Genomic DNA, 16,180 nt, shown 5'->3' with positions numbered 1-16,180 from the left:
AACTCTAATGTTAAATACATAAAAAGGGAAAGCTCAGCTTGAGCTTTCCCTTTGACTTCAGTTATAATAGCCCAATTTAGAACTTTTGGGTTATTATGTTTTTTGCATAGTTCCCATCGACAGTTATCGCAAAAGAGCTGGATTTATCTTTGGTTAAATTCTCGAAAAGATTTCCAGAAAGCCTAGTTATTGTATTAGGTTTAATTTTTACATCAAGGATATCCCGAGTTAAAATTACTTTACCATTAAAATCATAAACATTGATTTTAACAGGGGTGAATACCTCTTTAAAGTTAAACCATTCTTGATCAGGAGGTAGGATATTTGTGGATATGGTTTGATTAGATTGCCCCCTAAGAGAATAGATTGTAGATACAGTGGATAATAATGATGAATTTGTGGATGTGATACGAGAGGGGGAATTGTCGTTATAAAAACTATAAGCAGCGGATACTCCATATGTTGCAATTTCAATATGGTTAGCACTTGCTGGAATTTTATCCATAATATTAATTTCCAGTTTTGCATTCAATCTTTTTAGAGTTAGGCCAGCAAATGCAGTATCTCTTGAAACTTGGAATTTCTTTTCAAGAATAAAAGTATCACCAATTTCAGTGGATTCAATATTGTTAAAAGCAATTGAGCTAAATCCCAAGTTTGCATCATTATATTTAATATAGCCTTTAGATACATTACCTTGATCCTTATAGCCTATAGCTCTAAGGGTATACTCTCCATTCTGTAAGTTTAGGTCAAGCTTAGATTTTGAATCAACTATCTTACTTGAGAAAGTATCTATGGGTAAGTTTTGGTTATCCAATAAAACATAAAAGATATTGTCGATTGGATTTGACTTGTTGGTCTGGGTCTTTGTGGAAGCTTTGGTTTCGAATGGTCTGTAGGTTTGGGAAAAGCCTTGGACGGTAAATTTTACCTGGTGGAGTTCTGTTTCTTTAATGGGATTGGGTTTGGTTTGGGGAGTAGTTTCATTTTTAGAACAACTGAAAAGGGTTAGCAAGGAAAGACTTGCGAGGGATAATTTTAATAAATTCATTATACTTTGAGTTAATATATTTTCAAATATATTTTATATTTATTGAGAAACAATAATATTCAAGGTTAGCTTTTTATTAAATAGCCATGTACGGGAAATTGTTGGCAAGAATTATTGCCATATATGGTACTTCCGATCAATTACTGTTGGCCTTAAAAGTTAGATTGATTTATTCTGGCAATAATCAGAAAAAAAGGAATCAGGAGGACAGGTCGGGAAAGCCAAAATATCTCTGCTTTTGACCCAACTGTTTGAGAATTAATCATAAATAAACGACATGCTAATAAAATATTAATAGCAATTAGTAAAAAATGAGGTGCAAAATGTATATCTTTGCACCTCTTATTTTTAATAACACATTATTGCTCAATGCAGAATATCAGAAACATAGCGATCATCGCGCACGTTGACCACGGTAAAACTACCCTAGTTGACAAGATCTTACACTTCACCAATCAATTCAGGGACAATGAAACTTCAGGGGAATTAATCCTGGATAACAACGACTTGGAGCGTGAGCGTGGTATTACCATCGTGTCTAAAAACGTATCTGTTAAATACAAAGACACCAAGATCAACATTATTGATACTCCAGGTCACGCCGATTTCGGTGGTGAGGTTGAGCGTGTATTGAAAATGGCTGACGGTGTTGTTCTTTTGGTGGATGCTTTTGAAGGTCCGATGCCTCAAACAAGATTTGTTACAGGTAAGGCTTTGGCTTTAGGTATCAAACCTATTGTTGTGGTAAACAAAGTAGACAAAGAGAACTGTCGTCCAGAAGAGGTTTACGAAAATGTATTTGATTTGTTCTTTAGCTTAGGTGCTACTGAAGATCAATTAGATTTCCCTGTATTATACGGTTCTTCAAAACAAGGCTGGATGTCAACCGATTGGACTAAACCAACGACTGACTTCACAGAATTGCTAGAAGCAATCATTGCACATATTCCTGCTCCAAAAATATCTGAAGGTACTTTGCAGATGCAAGTAACTTCATTGGACTACTCTACATTCGTGGGTCGTATCGCGATCGGTCGTGTGGTAAGAGGAACAATCAAAGAGAACCAACCGGTATCATTGGTAAAACGTGATGGCAAGATTGTAAAATCTCGCGTAAAGGAACTTCAATTGTTTGAAGGACTTGGCCGTGTTAAAGTTTCAGAAGTACATGCAGGTGATATCGTAGCTGTAGTAGGTATCGATGGTTTTGAAATCGGTGATACCATTGCAGACTTCGAAAACCCAGAGCAATTAGAAGTAATGCACATTGATGAGCCAACAATGAACATGTTGTTCACCATCAATAACTCACCATTCTTTGGTAAAGAAGGTAAATTCGTTACATCACGTCACATTTATGACCGTCTTCAAAAAGAATTAGAAAAGAACTTAGCTTTACGCGTTGTTCCTACGGATTCTCCAGATGCATGGTTAGTATATGGTCGTGGTATTCTTCACTTGTCGGTATTGATCGAAACAATGCGTCGTGAAGGTTATGAATTACAAGTAGGACAACCACAAGTAATCGTTAAGGAAATCAATGGTCAGAAACATGAGCCAATCGAAGAATTGGTAGTTGATGTACCTGCTGAAGTTTCTGGTAAAGTAATCGAATTGGTAACTCAACGTAAAGGTGAGTTGTTGATTATGGAAACTAAAGGCGAGATGCAACACCTTGAATTCTCTATCCCTTCTCGTGGTATCATCGGATTGCGTAACAACGTATTGACAGCTACTGCTGGTGAAGCTGTAATGGCGCACCGTCTGAAAGGATACGAGCCTTGGAAAGGAACAATCCCTGGTCGTATGGCTGGTGTATTGATCTCTTTGGATACTGGTTCTACAACAGCTTATTCAATCGATAAATTACAAGACCGCGGTCGTTTCTTCGTTGATCCAGGAGTTGAGATCTATGAAGGACAGGTATTGGGTGAGCATATCCGTGACAACGATTTAACAATCAACGTAACTAAAGGAAAACAGTTGACAAACATGCGTGCATCAGGCTCTGATGACAACACACGTATTGCTCCTGCTATTAAATTCTCTTTAGAAGAATGTATGGAATATATCCAAGCTGACGAATATATCGAGGTTACTCCTCAAAGTATCCGTTTGCGTAAGATCTACCTTACTGAAAACGAACGTAAAGTAAACGCTAAGAGATTCGTTTAGAATTTAGTTTAGCTGAAAATATAAGAGGCAATCCAACAGGTTGCCTCTTTTTTGTTGAAGGCATTTCTTAACTTGCTATAAATATTAAACCTAGCAGCTGATGGAGAATTTTGAAGATGATGATCTGGAATGGCATAAGGTGCCTGTGAAAATAGATGAGAGCCGAAATTACGTCAAGGCATTACATGTTGCCGGCAAAAAGCTCTGCCTAATCAAGGAGGGTGATGTATTATCAGTGACCTCAAGCCGTTGCCCCCATGCAGGAGCAGATTTGACTAAGGGCTGGTGTGAAGAGGGGAAATTGGTCTGTCCTTTCCATCGTCATCGATTCAATCTGGAAAGTGGCAAAGGGGATGAACCTCAACATAATTTTATCCGAATCTATCCTTTGAAAAAAGAAGATGGTGATTTTTATGTAGGGATCAAAAAGAGTCTTTGGAATAAAATATTTGGCTAAAATAATCGCCTAATCCATTGCAGCATTTTATGGGTCTTTTCGGTATATGGATACCAGAACATAGACGATACAGGTATAATCTTAACATCTGCGATTGCTCTCTCATGAGAGAAAGCCTTGAACCCATACCATCCTGTGGACTGCCCCAATCCTGAGTTATTTATTCCTCCAAAAGGAAGGTTGGGCTGCATAATCTGAATAACAGCATCATTAATACAGGTAGATCCTGCGCTGGTATGTCGGATAATGTGTTTATTGAAATTGGAGTCCTTACTGAACACATATAAGGCCAGTGGCTTTTCCTTTGAATTGATAAAATCGACAGCTTCTTGGATTTGAGCATAATATACTATTGGCAATATCGGACCAAAAATTTCGTCCGTCATCAGCGGATTATTTGTGGCCACATTGCTGACTACTGTTGGGGCAATATACTTAAGCCGTTCATCGGTCTGTCCCCCAGCAATGACGTTGGCTCCTAACTGTTTTGCAGAGACTAAGGCATCATTTAACCTTTCAAATTGCTTTCCATTAATAATTCGCGCATAATCCGGAGAATTCAGGGCGTCCATGCCGAAAGCCTCTTCGATTTCGGATTTAAACATTTCTTCAATCTGTTGCTTTTGATGTCTATGGGCAAGAACATAATCTGGTGCAATACAGGTCTGACCTGCATTGATAAACTTTGCCCAGATCAAGTTTCTGACTACTTGCCTCAAATTGACATTTTTATCGATTACGGCTGGGGATTTCCCGCCCAGTTCCAGAGTAATATCCGAAAGGTTCTTGCTGGCTGCTTCCATCACGATCTTCCCTACCTTAGACGATCCTGTAAAATGGATATGGTCAAACTTCAGGTTCAGTAGATGCGTCGTTTCTTCAACGGCGCCTTCAACTACAGCGATATGATCTTTTGGGAATACCTCTTCAATAATCTTCCTGAGAACCTGGTTACTATTCGGAGAAAACTCAGACAGCTTTAAGATTGCAGTATTACCCGCTGCAATACAAGCCGCCAGATGGATTAAAGGAAGTTGAAAGGGGTAATTCCAAGGTGTGATGATTAAAGCGTTTCCTTTGGGCTCATAATGCAGATAGGCACTGACATTAGGCATCATCAATGAGCGTCCAACCTTCTTGTCCTTCATCCAACGTCTCAGTTTCTTGGCAATATTTTTCAATTCCATTTGGACCACCAAGATTTCAGTAATGGCGGTTTCAATTCCCGATTTATGGAAATCTTGATATAGTGCTTGTTCAATGGCTTTTTCTTCCCTGTTAATGGTTTCCAACAGTTTCTTAATCCAGCCTATCCTAATATAGGCGGTACTATGTTTAATAGCCGATTTGTTTTTGAGTTGGGATTGGTAAATGTTGTCTATTTCCGAAAGCGTAGTGTATGCCATATTGTTGCCTGAAGAATAAAAATAAGCAATAAAACAAAAACCCAGGTCATATTCATGTCTGGGTTTTTAAGTCTTTTATAGAAAGGGGTATTACTTTTTGCTCGGTTTGTCTTCTAGCGCACGGTAAACCTCGTCTGTACTGGTAAAGATCTTGAATCGTACATCATATTCCTCAGGAACATAGACAACGATTGGCATTTTGCCGTTATATGGTACCAAGGTAGGCTGTGCAGAAACGAATAAGTTTCTTCCAGGCGCACCAGGACAAGCCATCTGCGTAGAGATTACATCTCCATTGGTTTTAAAAACATAATATTGATATCCCCAACCTTCCAAGTCTTTGGTTTCGATGGTTCCATTTAATCCAAAATGATTACAACCATCTACTTCCATCATCTTACCTACGCTGAATTCGATTTTCTTATTGTTATCAGCATCAGAATAAGGGACTTCAATGACCATTCTTTTAAAGCCTTTTTCAGGAGCAGGGAATATTTCCGTATTGATTTTCATTAACATTTCTTGTGCTTTAGATGCATTTGGCATTAAAAATAAACCTAGCATTAAAATTAAAAGAGCTGGTACTTTGCTTTGTTTCATGTTTTTCAAATTTTATTATGTCTACATAATACGTAAGCTAGCCTAAATCCGCTACAGGGTTTAATTTTGAAGGGTTTATAGCTTGGATCAAAGCCCTGGCTAAGATGCGATTTGGGTCGATGACCGGCAGGCCATAATAGGATTTCTCTCGTAAAGCAAGAGGCAATTCCGTGCAGCCCAGGATAATCACTTGGGCACCCTGAGCTTTGAGTTCATGAATAGCAGCCACAAGCTGATCGTGGGCCCGATTGGTAACCGGTGAAGAAAAGGCTTTGATACCATAAGCTTCATCATAAATGGCTGCATGCACTTTGTTTTGCAGCACATCATTCGGTTCAATACATTTTAGGTTATAGCCTTCGATCACCTGTTTGTATAAGCCGGTGTTTCGGGTACCTATGGTTGAAAGCACACCTACGGTTGATCCGGGGAATTTTTCCTGGATGAATTTGGCTGTTTCAGCAACCATGTGCAATAGTTGAATTTTTGAATTGTTCCTGGCCAATTCTTCTTGGACCACTTCAAAGATCCGAGGGGAATGGGCAGTATTGCAGGGAATCCCAATTACAGTAGCTCCTGCTTTTTCAAGTTCTAAAGCTATTTCAGAAATCGCAAGTCCTGGATTGATGGGCTCTTTACCCAAAAGATAGTCAGTTCTATCAGGTATTCTATGCGATTGTGAAGATAATAACACCGGTAAATGATCTTGATCCTTCCTAGCATTGGTCTCTTCAATTATTTTCTTCAGGATGTCGACACCAGCTAATGGACCGACACCTCCAACAATTCCAATCATAATTTTATCCTTTTTAGTCTAACTCACCCTGGCGCCATTTGTACATCCAGAATGTCTGATTATTGTTCAAAAATAACGCCAATATATCGGGAATCGCTACAAATCCATTATCGGTATTGGTAAAAGCAACTACAATTTCTTTGCTTTTTGGATAGGCCAAAAAGAAACAACGAAAGCCGGGATTGGATCCCGTATGCCAATAAGCTGTCCCTAATTCATTGATCTGCATCCTCATGCCTAAGGCACAAGGGACATGTTTATCATCCGGACTGATTTCCTTTGCTTTCTTAGCCTCTGCCAGATGGCTTAAGGCTAATCGATGCGTCTTTTTCTTCAAACCAAAGCCATCAAAGATGTAATTCTTGATAAACCTGCTATAATCCTCAGCGGTCGTATATAGGGTATAGGCCGCATTGCTCTTTCTATATTTTCCTAGCCTTCTAGGTTTGTTATCTTCATAATGTCCGTAAGCGGCATTTTGCTCCAGATCATCTTTCCATATAATGGCCGAATTCTTCATCTTCATCGGAATCAGCACTTCCTCTTCAACCAGTTGTTGGAAAGTCTTTCCCGTGACATGCTCCATGGTCTCCTGCAAAAAATAAAACCCTTCACCAGAATACATATAATCAGTACCTGGCTCAAATTGGGAGGTCAGGCCGGACTTTCTCCATGCATCCGAAGGAACATCTCCTTCCCAGTTTAGGAAGCCTGTGCGATGGGTTAACACCATCCTCGCCGTGATTTTCTCTCTATTTGGGTTGTTTCCTAGGCGATCGTATTGGTAATAGCTCCAAAGAGGTTTATCCAATTCGATCAATCCCTTATCCATCAAACGCAGAAAGGTATAGGCCGCAACCACCTTGGTCAAGGAAGCCGCCTGAAAAACAGTGTTTTGATCAATAGGCTTTTCAGTTTCCAGGTTCTTTAATCCGTACTGGTAAAGATGGTTTTGTCCATTTTTTTGATAGTTGACCTGAATTGCAGGAATATGATATTCTTTGGCAATATTTTCGACTGCCATGGACTTATCTTGTGCCGAACTCGTAAAACCCATAGAAACAAAAACAGCACATAAAGTGATGGTCTTTGCCTTATTTCTGAACAGCTTTAGGAAGTTTATCATAATCTAGCGCCTTATACTTTTTCAAAATATTTATAGTTTCCTTGATTGGGATTGCCTTTACCGTTCGACCTCTAATTCCTTTCATATCCTCTGCCATAAACATGGAGTTTAAGATCGCTTCTTCGGTTGCTTCCCAAACTGCCATAAACAAAGGAGACATATAATCGTTGCCGACTTCAGTAGTTTCTAATGTAATGTTTTTGCTTTCGTGGGGAATTAAGTTTGATGGACTTGTGGAGAAAGCGATGGAATAATCGCCACTTCCGTTAGAAGAGAATGAACCAACATTTCCGAAGGCGATATAGGAACGCTTGGCTAATCTTTCTAGATTTCTTGCAGAAAGTGGTGCATCTGTGGCAATAACGATCATACATGAGCCATCCACCTTATGGGCTTCCTTAGGTTCTTGCATGTAATAATTGTGCAGTTCACGACCGACAGGAGCACCATTGATGTTCAATACTCCCCCAAAATTGGTTTGCACCAATACGCCTACCGTATAGCCTCCTCGTGATGCCGGAAGTTTTCTAGATGCTGTTCCAATTCCGCCTTTATAGCCTAAGCATTCCGTTCCAGTACCTGCTCCCACATTCCCTTCGGATACTTTTCCTGAGCTAGCGCTATTTATGGCTTCTAGTACATCTGCCGCTTCCACATGTCGACCACGGATATCGTTGAGTCCGCCATCATTGGTCTCTCCCACAACGGAGTTAACTGATCTTACGTTTTCATTTCCTGGCAAGGAAAGCATATAATCGATAAGACCATTGGCTACCTTAGGCGCATTCAGGGTATTGGTCAACAAGATTGGGGTTTCGATATTTCCCAATTCTTCAATCTGGGAGATCCCCATCATTTTTCCAAAACCATTGCCAACAAATACAGCAGCAGGGACTTTTTGCTGAAAGATATTGCCTTGATGTGGAATGATTGCTGTAACTCCGGTGCGTACCGAGTCTCCCTTGATAATAGTTTTCTGACCCACGGTAACACCAGCGACATCGGTGATGGCATTATTGCTGCCCGTTGGGAGTATCCCGATCTGAATGCCGAAGTCCCTGATCCTACCTCTTTTTTCTTGTGCTTGTCCTAGGTTAAAAATGGTCATTAACGCGAGCGTCAATAGCAGATTTCTCTTGCTCATATCAATTGTTGGTTTTATTGATGGTTTATGTTTCATAGACCAATCAGAACTTTCATAATCCAATTTATTTATTGAATTATGAAAGTTTTAATTGAATGGCAAGTATACTGAAATCTTTAGATAGGCGGTTTATTCTTCGACAAATTCTTTTTGGAGTTTGTCCATTCTACGCTTGATGGAGGCGTCTATTCGAAAATCTTCGATCTTATCGATTGCTGTTTTCTCCACGGTTACACCTGTGTTGGATTCATAATTATGAATCTCTTTTTGATTTTTGAGTGCGTTGTCATAAGCATCACGACCACTCATCAATTTCACGAACACGGGCAAACATTCGAAGAAGATAAATAACAGTGCAATAAAGATGACAGCGTTTTCAGTGGATTTATTTACTGTACCATCTGGTTTTATGTGAAGATTGCTCAAGGCAGCGTTCCTATCTGCAAATCCAGCGACATTTACTGCGCTGTCAAGGGATTTATCGGATAGAATCCTTTGGTTCATTAACCCTTCAGATGCCTTACGCTGCAATAATTCGGATTCTTTGGTCTGTAACCTTCCTCTCAAACTATCTAAATAGACCTGTTGCTTATTGAGGTTCTCTTCCTTCATTTTGGCATAAGGGCCATAACCCATTACGCCAGAGGTTTCATCGGTTTTGGTTCCGAAGATCTCATGGTTCAATTGCTGCCTAGCAGTTTTGATGCTGGCTTCAAGGGAATCGGCATGGGTAGTCAAACTCTTAAGCTGTCCATATTCCACGCGGTACTTGTTCTCAAAGGTCTTGTTTAGGGTATCGATTTTGGCATTTTGCTGTACGAGGTATTCTGCGCGGAGGTATTCTTTAATTTCTTTGTCAAATATCTTCAGCTCCAAAGGCCTGGAAATAATCATACCGATCAGGATAGCCAATAAGATTCGGGGTAGGGCCTGTAAAAATTGCATCCATCCACTACGGCTCTTATCGATACTCAATACGATATATCGGTCCAGATTGAAGATGGCCAATCCCCAAATCATTCCAAAAAACAGGGCAAAGAATATTGCAAATGAACTCCCGCTAAATACAAAATACAGGGCATAGCCACCTGCCAATGCTGCAAACAGTCCAGTGAAAAAAATCGTCGCACCAATGCTTATATATTTATTCTGCTCCTCAGGGAAGCGGTCCAAGGTTTCCTTATGTACCCCAGCACACCAGAAAAAGAAATCCTTCATATGTTAAAGCTTTAGTAATTAGACGCAAAGGACTCAGTTTTGTTACAGCTAATTAAACAAATATTTTAGAAATTCTTAGTAGTTTGTCAGCTACAAAGAATGGGATTGTTAAGCAAAGAATTAGTACCTTTGCACAAAATTTGAAACAAACTAGAAGAGAATGAATAGAAAAGGTTTTTTACCTTACTGCATGGTGATAGCCAGCTTGTTAGTAGGGTGTAACAACGAAACTAAAAAAGAGGAAGCTGTAGATTTGAAAAATCCATTATTAGCCAAGTACGAAACAAACTTTGAAGTCCCTCCCTTTGACCTGATCAAAGATGAACACTTCAGACCTGCTTTTAAAGAGGCTTTGAAAGTACATGAGGCAGAAATTGACTCGATATTGAAGATCGATGAACCTGCTACTTTCGCAAATACTATCCTTGCATTAGAGAATGCAGGACAATTATTGAACCGTGTATCCACTGTGTTTTACAACTTGAACAGTGCAAATACCAATGATACGATTCAAGCAATCGCTAAGGACCTTGCTCCGGTAATGTCTGCGCACAGAGATGAGATCAATCTTAACCCAGAGCTTTTCAAACGTGTGAAAACCGTTTATGACCAAAGAGCGAATGCGGGTTTGGATGCTGAAGATCAAAAATTATTAGAAGAAACATACAAGGGATTTGTTCGTTCTGGAGCAAACCTGAAAGATGAGGATAAAGAGAAGTTAAAGAAGATCAATGCTGAACTTTCTGTTTTATCAACTCAATATGGTCAAAACCTATTGGCAGAGACCAATGCCTTTGAAATGGTTGTTGACAAAGAAGAAGATTTGGCGGGATTGCCAAAGGAATTAAAAGCGGCAGCTGCTGCTGAGGCTAAAACCAAAGGAAAAGAGGGCAAATGGGTATTTACCTTACAAAACCCATCTGTAATGCCTTTCTTGCAATATGCGGACAACCGTGAATTGCGCAAAAAGATTTGGGATGCTTACCAATTGCGCGGTAACAATAACAATGATTTTGACACTAAAGAAATCTTGGTTAAGATTGCTAACCTACGTTTAGATAAAGCGAAATTATTGGGTTATTCTTCACATGCGGCTTATATCCTTGAGGAATCCATGGCGGAAAATCCAGCAAACGTGAATGCCTTGTTGAATAAAATCTGGACTCCTGCTTTAGCAAAAGCTAAAACGGAGGCTGCTGACATTCAAAAAGAAATCGATGCTGCAAAAGATACATTCAATGTAGCACCATACGATTGGAGATATTACCAAGAGAAAATCCGTCAGAAACGTTATGCTCTGAATGAGGAAGAAATCAAACCTTATTTCAGCTTAACGGATGTTCGTGAAGGCGCTTTTGCTACAGCAAATAAGCTTTGGGGCATTTCTTTTGTTGCTTTGAACAATGTTCCTGTATACCACCCAGAAGTTGAGGTTTATGAGGTTCGTGATAAGGATGGTTCTCATTTAGGCTTGTTATATGCAGATTTCTTCCCGCGCGCTTCTAAGCGTTCTGGAGCATGGATGACTTCATACAGATCACAAGGCCGTGAGAATGGAAAACGCGTTGCTCCTGTAATCTCTATCGTATGTAACTTCACAAAACCTGTTGGTGATAGCCCAGCATTGTTGACTTTTGATGAAGCGACTACTTTATTCCACGAATTTGGCCATGCCCTTCATGGTTTATTCTCAAACGTTAAATACAAAAGCTTAGCCGGAACATCAGTTCCTCGTGACTTCGTAGAACTTCCTTCGCAGATCATGGAAAATTGGGCTGCTGATCCGGAAGTTTTGAAAACTTATGCTAAGCATTTCCAAACAAAAGAAGCTATCCCTGATGCATTGATCGAGAAAATGCAAAAAGCTGGTACCTTCGATCAAGGTTTTGCAACAGTAGAATATTTAGCAGCATCTATGTTGGACATGAACTACCATAGTGCAACTGCTCCAATCAAAGCCAAAGCGAATGAATTCGAAAAATCGGCAATGGATAAAATCGGATTAATTGATGCGATTATCCCTCGTTATAGAAGTTCTTATTTCCAACATATCTTCAGTGGAGGATATTCTGCGGGCTACTATAGCTATATCTGGTCTGAGGTATTAGATTCAGATGCATTTGCAGCATTTAAAGAGAAAGGTCTTTACGATCAAAATACAGCAGCATCCTTCCGTAGCAATATCCTTGAAAGAGGTGGCACAGGAAACCCTGCTGAAATGTACCGCAAATTCCGCGGTGCGGATCCAGATCCAATCCACTTGATGAAAAAGAGAGGATTGAACTAACAAAAAATCCCCTCGGCTAGCCGAGGGGATTTTTTTTATGCTATAAAAAGTAATGGGTTATTTAATCACGCCCAATTCCTTGCCTACTTTTGTAAAGGCTGCGATAGCTTTATCTAAATGCTCTTTTTCATGTCCTGCGGAGATCTGCACACGGATACGTGCTTTTCCTTGAGGAACTACCGGATAGTAGAATCCGATAACATAAATACCTTCATCCAACATCTTGGCAGCAAACTCTTGCGCTAATTTAGCATCATAAAGCATTACTGGAACAATAGGATGGAAGCCAGGCTTGATATCAAAACCTGCTTCAGTCATTTTATCACGGAAGTATTTGGTGTTTTCCTCTAACTTATCACGAAGCTCAGTAGTTTCGCTCAACATATCCAAGACCGCAACAGATGCTCCGGCAATAGCAGGTGCTAAAGTATTGGAGAAAAGATATGGGCGAGAACGCTGGCGCAGCATATCGACGATTTCCTTGCGTCCAGAAGTGAAACCTCCAGATGCACCGCCTAAGGCTTTTCCAAGGGTTCCGGTGATAATATCAACACGATCGATCACATTGAACAGTTCATGGGTTCCGCGACCAGTTTTACCAATAAATCCCGAACAGTGTGACTCATCGATCATCACCAAAGCTTCGTACTTATCAGCAAGGTCACAGATCTTATCCAAAGGCGCTACAGAGCCGTCCATGGAGAAAGCTCCATCCGTTACGATAATCTTATGTCTTGCATTAGAAGCAGCTTTTAATTGTGCTTCTAGATCTTCCATATCACAGTTTTTGTAGCGGAATCTTTGAGCCTTACACAAACGAACGCCATCGATGATGGAAGCATGGTTCAGTTCATCAGAGATGATAGCATCTTCAGGACCTAACAATGGTTCAAAAACACCACCATTGGCATCAAATGCTGCAGCATATAAAATGGTATCTTCTGTTCCCAAGAATTTGGAAATCTTAGCTTCCAATTCTTTGTGGACATCTTGAGTACCGCAAATAAAACGAACCGAAGACATTCCATAGCCATGGCTATCGATTGCGGCTTTTGCAGCTGCCACTACTTTGGGATGCGAAGAAAGTCCCAAATAGTTGTTCGCACAGAAGTTGATTACTTCTTGTCCCGTGCTGATCTTGATATCTGCTCCTTGAGGAGTAACAATAATGCGTTCTTCTTTGTACAAACCTGCATCCTTAATTTCTGCAAGTTCTTTTTCAAGGGCTGGTTTTAGAGTCTTATACATAGTATTTCAATTAATCCGCAATAAATATAACCTTTTTTTATATCACCCCCTTACGAAAACGTTTGCCCTAAATTCATTATCCCATGAAAGCCAGAACTATAGCTCTAGGATTAAAGGGAAATGCCCCCAATAGTTGGACTATTGGAGGCATTTCCCTTTTTTAAGCTCTTCTTGTGATTACTTTACTCTTTTCCAGGTTTCAGTACGTCCGATAAGACTAATTCCGATGTAGCCACGGATATCCAGCTGGTCATCCCCTTTTAGGGTCATCTTACAGCTATAGGTTTTTCCTGATTTAGGGTCATAGATTTGACCGTCTACATAGGTTTTACTTTCTTTACTGAAATCGGTTAAGATTTCTAAGCCTTGGATATTCCTGCTCCTCAATTTGGGGTCAGGATTTTTCACATCTTTTTTAGAGGCATCTTTAACCCAATAAAGCTTGCCAAAAAACTTGTCGTTCTTCTTGTAGATTTCGATTCTTCCCTCCCCACTTGGATTTTGCCATTTCCCAATAATTGGGTCATTATTTTGTGCGAATAATACCATGGAGAATAATAGGGCGCAGAATGTTGCAACTATTTGTCTCATAACCTTGATGTTTAAAATTGTTGGTTGAATATACATATATTTTTCTATGTTAGCATAATATTATTTTTGTTACCCCTAAAAAAACCATTGAATAAACCGCTTTATTGGCATTAATTTTGAACAATTTTTAACTACACAAATTATTTAAGTTATGAGGTTCATAATTAGTCTCTTAGTTACAGGTTTAGTAGTTGCAATCGCATCATGGATTATCCCTGGAGTAACTGTTGCTGGTTTTGGATGGGCTATCCTAACGGGTTTAGTTATTGGATTGGTGAATGCGATTGTAGGTGGAATCCTACGATTATTTACATTCCCATTGAATTGGTTAACCTTTGGTCTGGTTTCATTTATCATCACCGTTTTGATGATTATGCTATCGGATAAGATCATGGGGTCGAAATTTGATGTTGCAGGCTTTTGGCCAGCATTCTTCTTTGCCATCATCGTGGCAATTATCGAAATGTTGATCGGTAGAATGGGCAGCGATAACAAATAAATAACTCAAAAAACCGCTAATTTTAAAACAAACGGAATGCTCGGCTATTTAGCTGGGCATTGCTGTTTTTATATAAAAATGGGTTTGACCATGACAGCCAAACCCATTCGATATAAAGAGAAATTGTACTATTACTTTTTCGTTTTCTTCATTTTATTGATCCAGATCATCACGCCTGTTACCGGCAAGGAGGTTGCGATAAGACAGGAAATAAAATAAAGCAATTTTGTAAATGGACCATAGATATCGCCGATATGCAAGGCCTTAATAGAAGCCGAGGCTCTTTGATTAAATGGTTTTTCGCGGAAAACATCTCTCTCAAGCACCTCTCCACTGTATTGATCCAAGGTTAATCTATCTCCTGCTGAAGGAGCAAAGAAACCTGTTCTATTTTTACTGATAGAAACCGTCCCAACGCTATCTTTTGCAAAGTTGATGGTGACATCGCCTTCATAAGGAAGCACTTTATTGACTGCTAAAATAGTCTCTTCAATGCTCATCGGCTTTCTTCCATCCGCAGGCAATGTAGATAGGAGTGCAGCTTTCTCTTCTTTGGGAGCATCTGGAGATTTATAGGTTCCCCAAGTTTTTTGCCATCCAGCACGATACCAATCAAACGACCAAAATGGTCCGGTAACTGCCATCAAAAACAGAATGATACAGCTGTAGAATCCCAAGGTATTGTGAAGATCATGATTAAGCCTTTTCCAATTCGCTGACCAACGGATGTTTAACCCGTTCTTCCAGGCTCTCATTTTATTAGGAAACCAGATGACAATTCCTGTGATAACGCCAAACAAAAACAATAATGTTGCTGATCCAGTAATCCAAGAACCAAGCTTCCTGTTTTCAACGCCTTCAATGATTGGCTCTTCAATTTCATTCAATAATAACCAACGGTGCAAACTGAACATCTTTTGCATAAACTCTGCAGTCTTGGTTTTCACATCCGAAGGATCGCCGATAATTTGCCCTGTATATGGATTTACTGCCAATTGATTGGCTCGAGGTCCTCGACCTCCACCTGGTCCAGCAGGGGCGGCTTTTTTAGGACCTTTCTCTTCAGCCAATTTAGCTTCTTCTGCTTTTTGAGGTTTCTCTGAATTCTTCTCTTCTTTTAACTCTTTAGTACTTTCAGGTTTTTGGCCTTCTTGTGCTTTGGCTGTCTCAGGTTTTCTTTCATTCCCTTCTTCGTCCTTTTCTTTTTTATTATACATGAAGAAAGTAGGTGAATTATCTGCATAAGGCACTTTTACCCCCACCACTTTACCCTTGACCTCTGCTGTAATTGCCGTTAGCAATTGATCTGCACTTTTCTTTTCTCCTTCAACCTTCACTTTATTAAACTCGGGCATCGCCAAGGCCCTAAGTTCAGTATTGTAGGTGTAGATAGTTCCGGTAATACAAACTATAAAAACTACGATTCCGGAAATCAATCCTCCCCACAAATGGATGTCGTTGAAAAACTTTCTTACTTTCATCCATGTTGTTCTTTTTTGCACTCTTTTACTCATTTTTCTCTTTATACTACTTTAATGAAAAAATCAGGTGAGCAAGATTTTGCACACCTGATAGGATA

14 protein-coding genes are annotated in these 16,180 nt (G+C 39.7%); 4 read left to right on the top strand and 10 right to left on the bottom strand.

The genetic code is table 11. The features are described from left to right. Nucleotides 1–76: 76 nt before the first annotated feature. Nucleotides 77–820, bottom strand: a complete 744-nt coding sequence (locus CKW03_RS00620) for a DUF6562 domain-containing protein (RefSeq protein WP_139185514.1) — start codon at nucleotides 818–820, stop codon at nucleotides 77–79. Nucleotides 821–1,423: 603 nt separating this feature from the next. On the opposite strand from CKW03_RS00620, the gene typA reads away from it, so the two are divergent. After that, a complete protein-coding gene (gene typA / locus CKW03_RS00615; RefSeq protein ID WP_093100154.1) occupies nucleotides 1,424–3,229 on the top strand; it encodes a translational GTPase TypA in 1,806 nt (601 codons plus the stop codon). Between the two features lie 100 nt (nucleotides 3,230–3,329). Then, nucleotides 3,330–3,686, top strand: a complete 357-nt coding sequence (locus CKW03_RS00610; protein ID WP_093100153.1) for a Rieske (2Fe-2S) protein — start codon at nucleotides 3,330–3,332, stop codon at nucleotides 3,684–3,686. On the opposite strand, the gene CKW03_RS00605 is transcribed toward CKW03_RS00610, so the two are convergent. The 6 genes from CKW03_RS00605 to CKW03_RS00580 all read right to left on the bottom strand — a co-directional run bounded on the left by CKW03_RS00605 (nucleotide 3,683) and on the right by CKW03_RS00580 (nucleotide 9,976). Continuing rightward, the gene (locus CKW03_RS00605) at nucleotides 3,683–5,092 is read right to left on the bottom strand and encodes an aldehyde dehydrogenase family protein (protein WP_093100151.1); all 1,410 of its coding nucleotides are present in this window, start codon (nucleotides 5,090–5,092) and stop codon (nucleotides 3,683–3,685) included. The two genes, CKW03_RS00610 and CKW03_RS00605, sit on opposite strands and share 4 nt — an antisense overlap. A gap of 90 nt (nucleotides 5,093–5,182) precedes the next feature. After that, nucleotides 5,183–5,692, bottom strand: a complete 510-nt coding sequence (locus CKW03_RS00600) for an ecotin family protein (protein WP_236736545.1) — start codon at nucleotides 5,690–5,692, stop codon at nucleotides 5,183–5,185. A 37-nt stretch (nucleotides 5,693–5,729) separates the two neighbouring features. Then, entirely contained in the window at nucleotides 5,730–6,488 is a 759-nt protein-coding gene (locus CKW03_RS00595) for an aspartate/glutamate racemase family protein (RefSeq protein WP_093100150.1), read from the bottom strand. 13 nt (nucleotides 6,489–6,501) lie between these two features. Further along, nucleotides 6,502–7,614, bottom strand: a complete 1,113-nt coding sequence (locus CKW03_RS00590) for a serine hydrolase domain-containing protein (RefSeq protein WP_093100148.1) — start codon at nucleotides 7,612–7,614, stop codon at nucleotides 6,502–6,504. Continuing rightward, a complete protein-coding gene (locus CKW03_RS00585) occupies nucleotides 7,583–8,758 on the bottom strand; it encodes a DmpA family aminopeptidase (RefSeq protein WP_093100196.1) in 1,176 nt (391 codons plus the stop codon). Before CKW03_RS00585 ends, CKW03_RS00590 begins: the two co-directional genes overlap by 32 nt. Nucleotides 8,759–8,887: 129 nt before the next feature. Next, the gene (locus tag CKW03_RS00580; protein WP_093100146.1) at nucleotides 8,888–9,976 is read right to left on the bottom strand and encodes a DUF4407 domain-containing protein; all 1,089 of its coding nucleotides are present in this window, start codon (nucleotides 9,974–9,976) and stop codon (nucleotides 8,888–8,890) included. Nucleotides 9,977–10,136: 160 nt separating this feature from the next. Between CKW03_RS00580 and CKW03_RS00575 the strand changes: the two genes are divergently transcribed. After that, nucleotides 10,137–12,263, top strand: a complete 2,127-nt coding sequence (locus tag CKW03_RS00575; protein ID WP_093100144.1) for a M3 family metallopeptidase — start codon at nucleotides 10,137–10,139, stop codon at nucleotides 12,261–12,263. Nucleotides 12,264–12,320: 57 nt separating this feature from the next. Here the strand turns inward: CKW03_RS00575 and kbl are convergent, their stop codons facing one another. Continuing rightward, complete coding sequence (kbl, locus tag CKW03_RS00570; protein WP_093100143.1) at nucleotides 12,321–13,511, bottom strand: glycine C-acetyltransferase; 1,191 nt, start codon at nucleotides 13,509–13,511, stop codon at nucleotides 12,321–12,323. 177 nt (nucleotides 13,512–13,688) lie between these two features. Beyond that, nucleotides 13,689–14,102, bottom strand: a complete 414-nt coding sequence (locus tag CKW03_RS00565) for a DUF2147 domain-containing protein (RefSeq protein ID WP_093100194.1) — start codon at nucleotides 14,100–14,102, stop codon at nucleotides 13,689–13,691. 151 nt (nucleotides 14,103–14,253) lie between these two features. Here CKW03_RS00565 and CKW03_RS00560 point away from each other — a divergent pair, with 151 nt between their 5' ends. Next, complete coding sequence (locus CKW03_RS00560; RefSeq protein WP_093100141.1) at nucleotides 14,254–14,601, top strand: phage holin family protein; 348 nt, start codon at nucleotides 14,254–14,256, stop codon at nucleotides 14,599–14,601. Between the two features lie 131 nt (nucleotides 14,602–14,732). Here the strand turns inward: CKW03_RS00560 and CKW03_RS00555 are convergent, their stop codons facing one another. Beyond that, nucleotides 14,733–16,115 (bottom strand): PepSY-associated TM helix domain-containing protein, encoded by a 1,383-nt coding sequence (locus CKW03_RS00555; protein WP_093100140.1) that lies wholly within the window; start codon nucleotides 16,113–16,115, stop codon nucleotides 14,733–14,735. Between the last annotated feature and the right edge of the window lie 65 nt (nucleotides 16,116–16,180).

Source organism: Sphingobacterium mizutaii (assembly GCF_900187125.1).
Classification (GTDB): Bacteria; Bacteroidota; Bacteroidia; order Sphingobacteriales; family Sphingobacteriaceae; genus Sphingobacterium; species Sphingobacterium mizutaii.
Note: the sequence above shows the minus strand (reverse complement) of the source record. Positions and strands in the feature narration are given on the sequence as shown.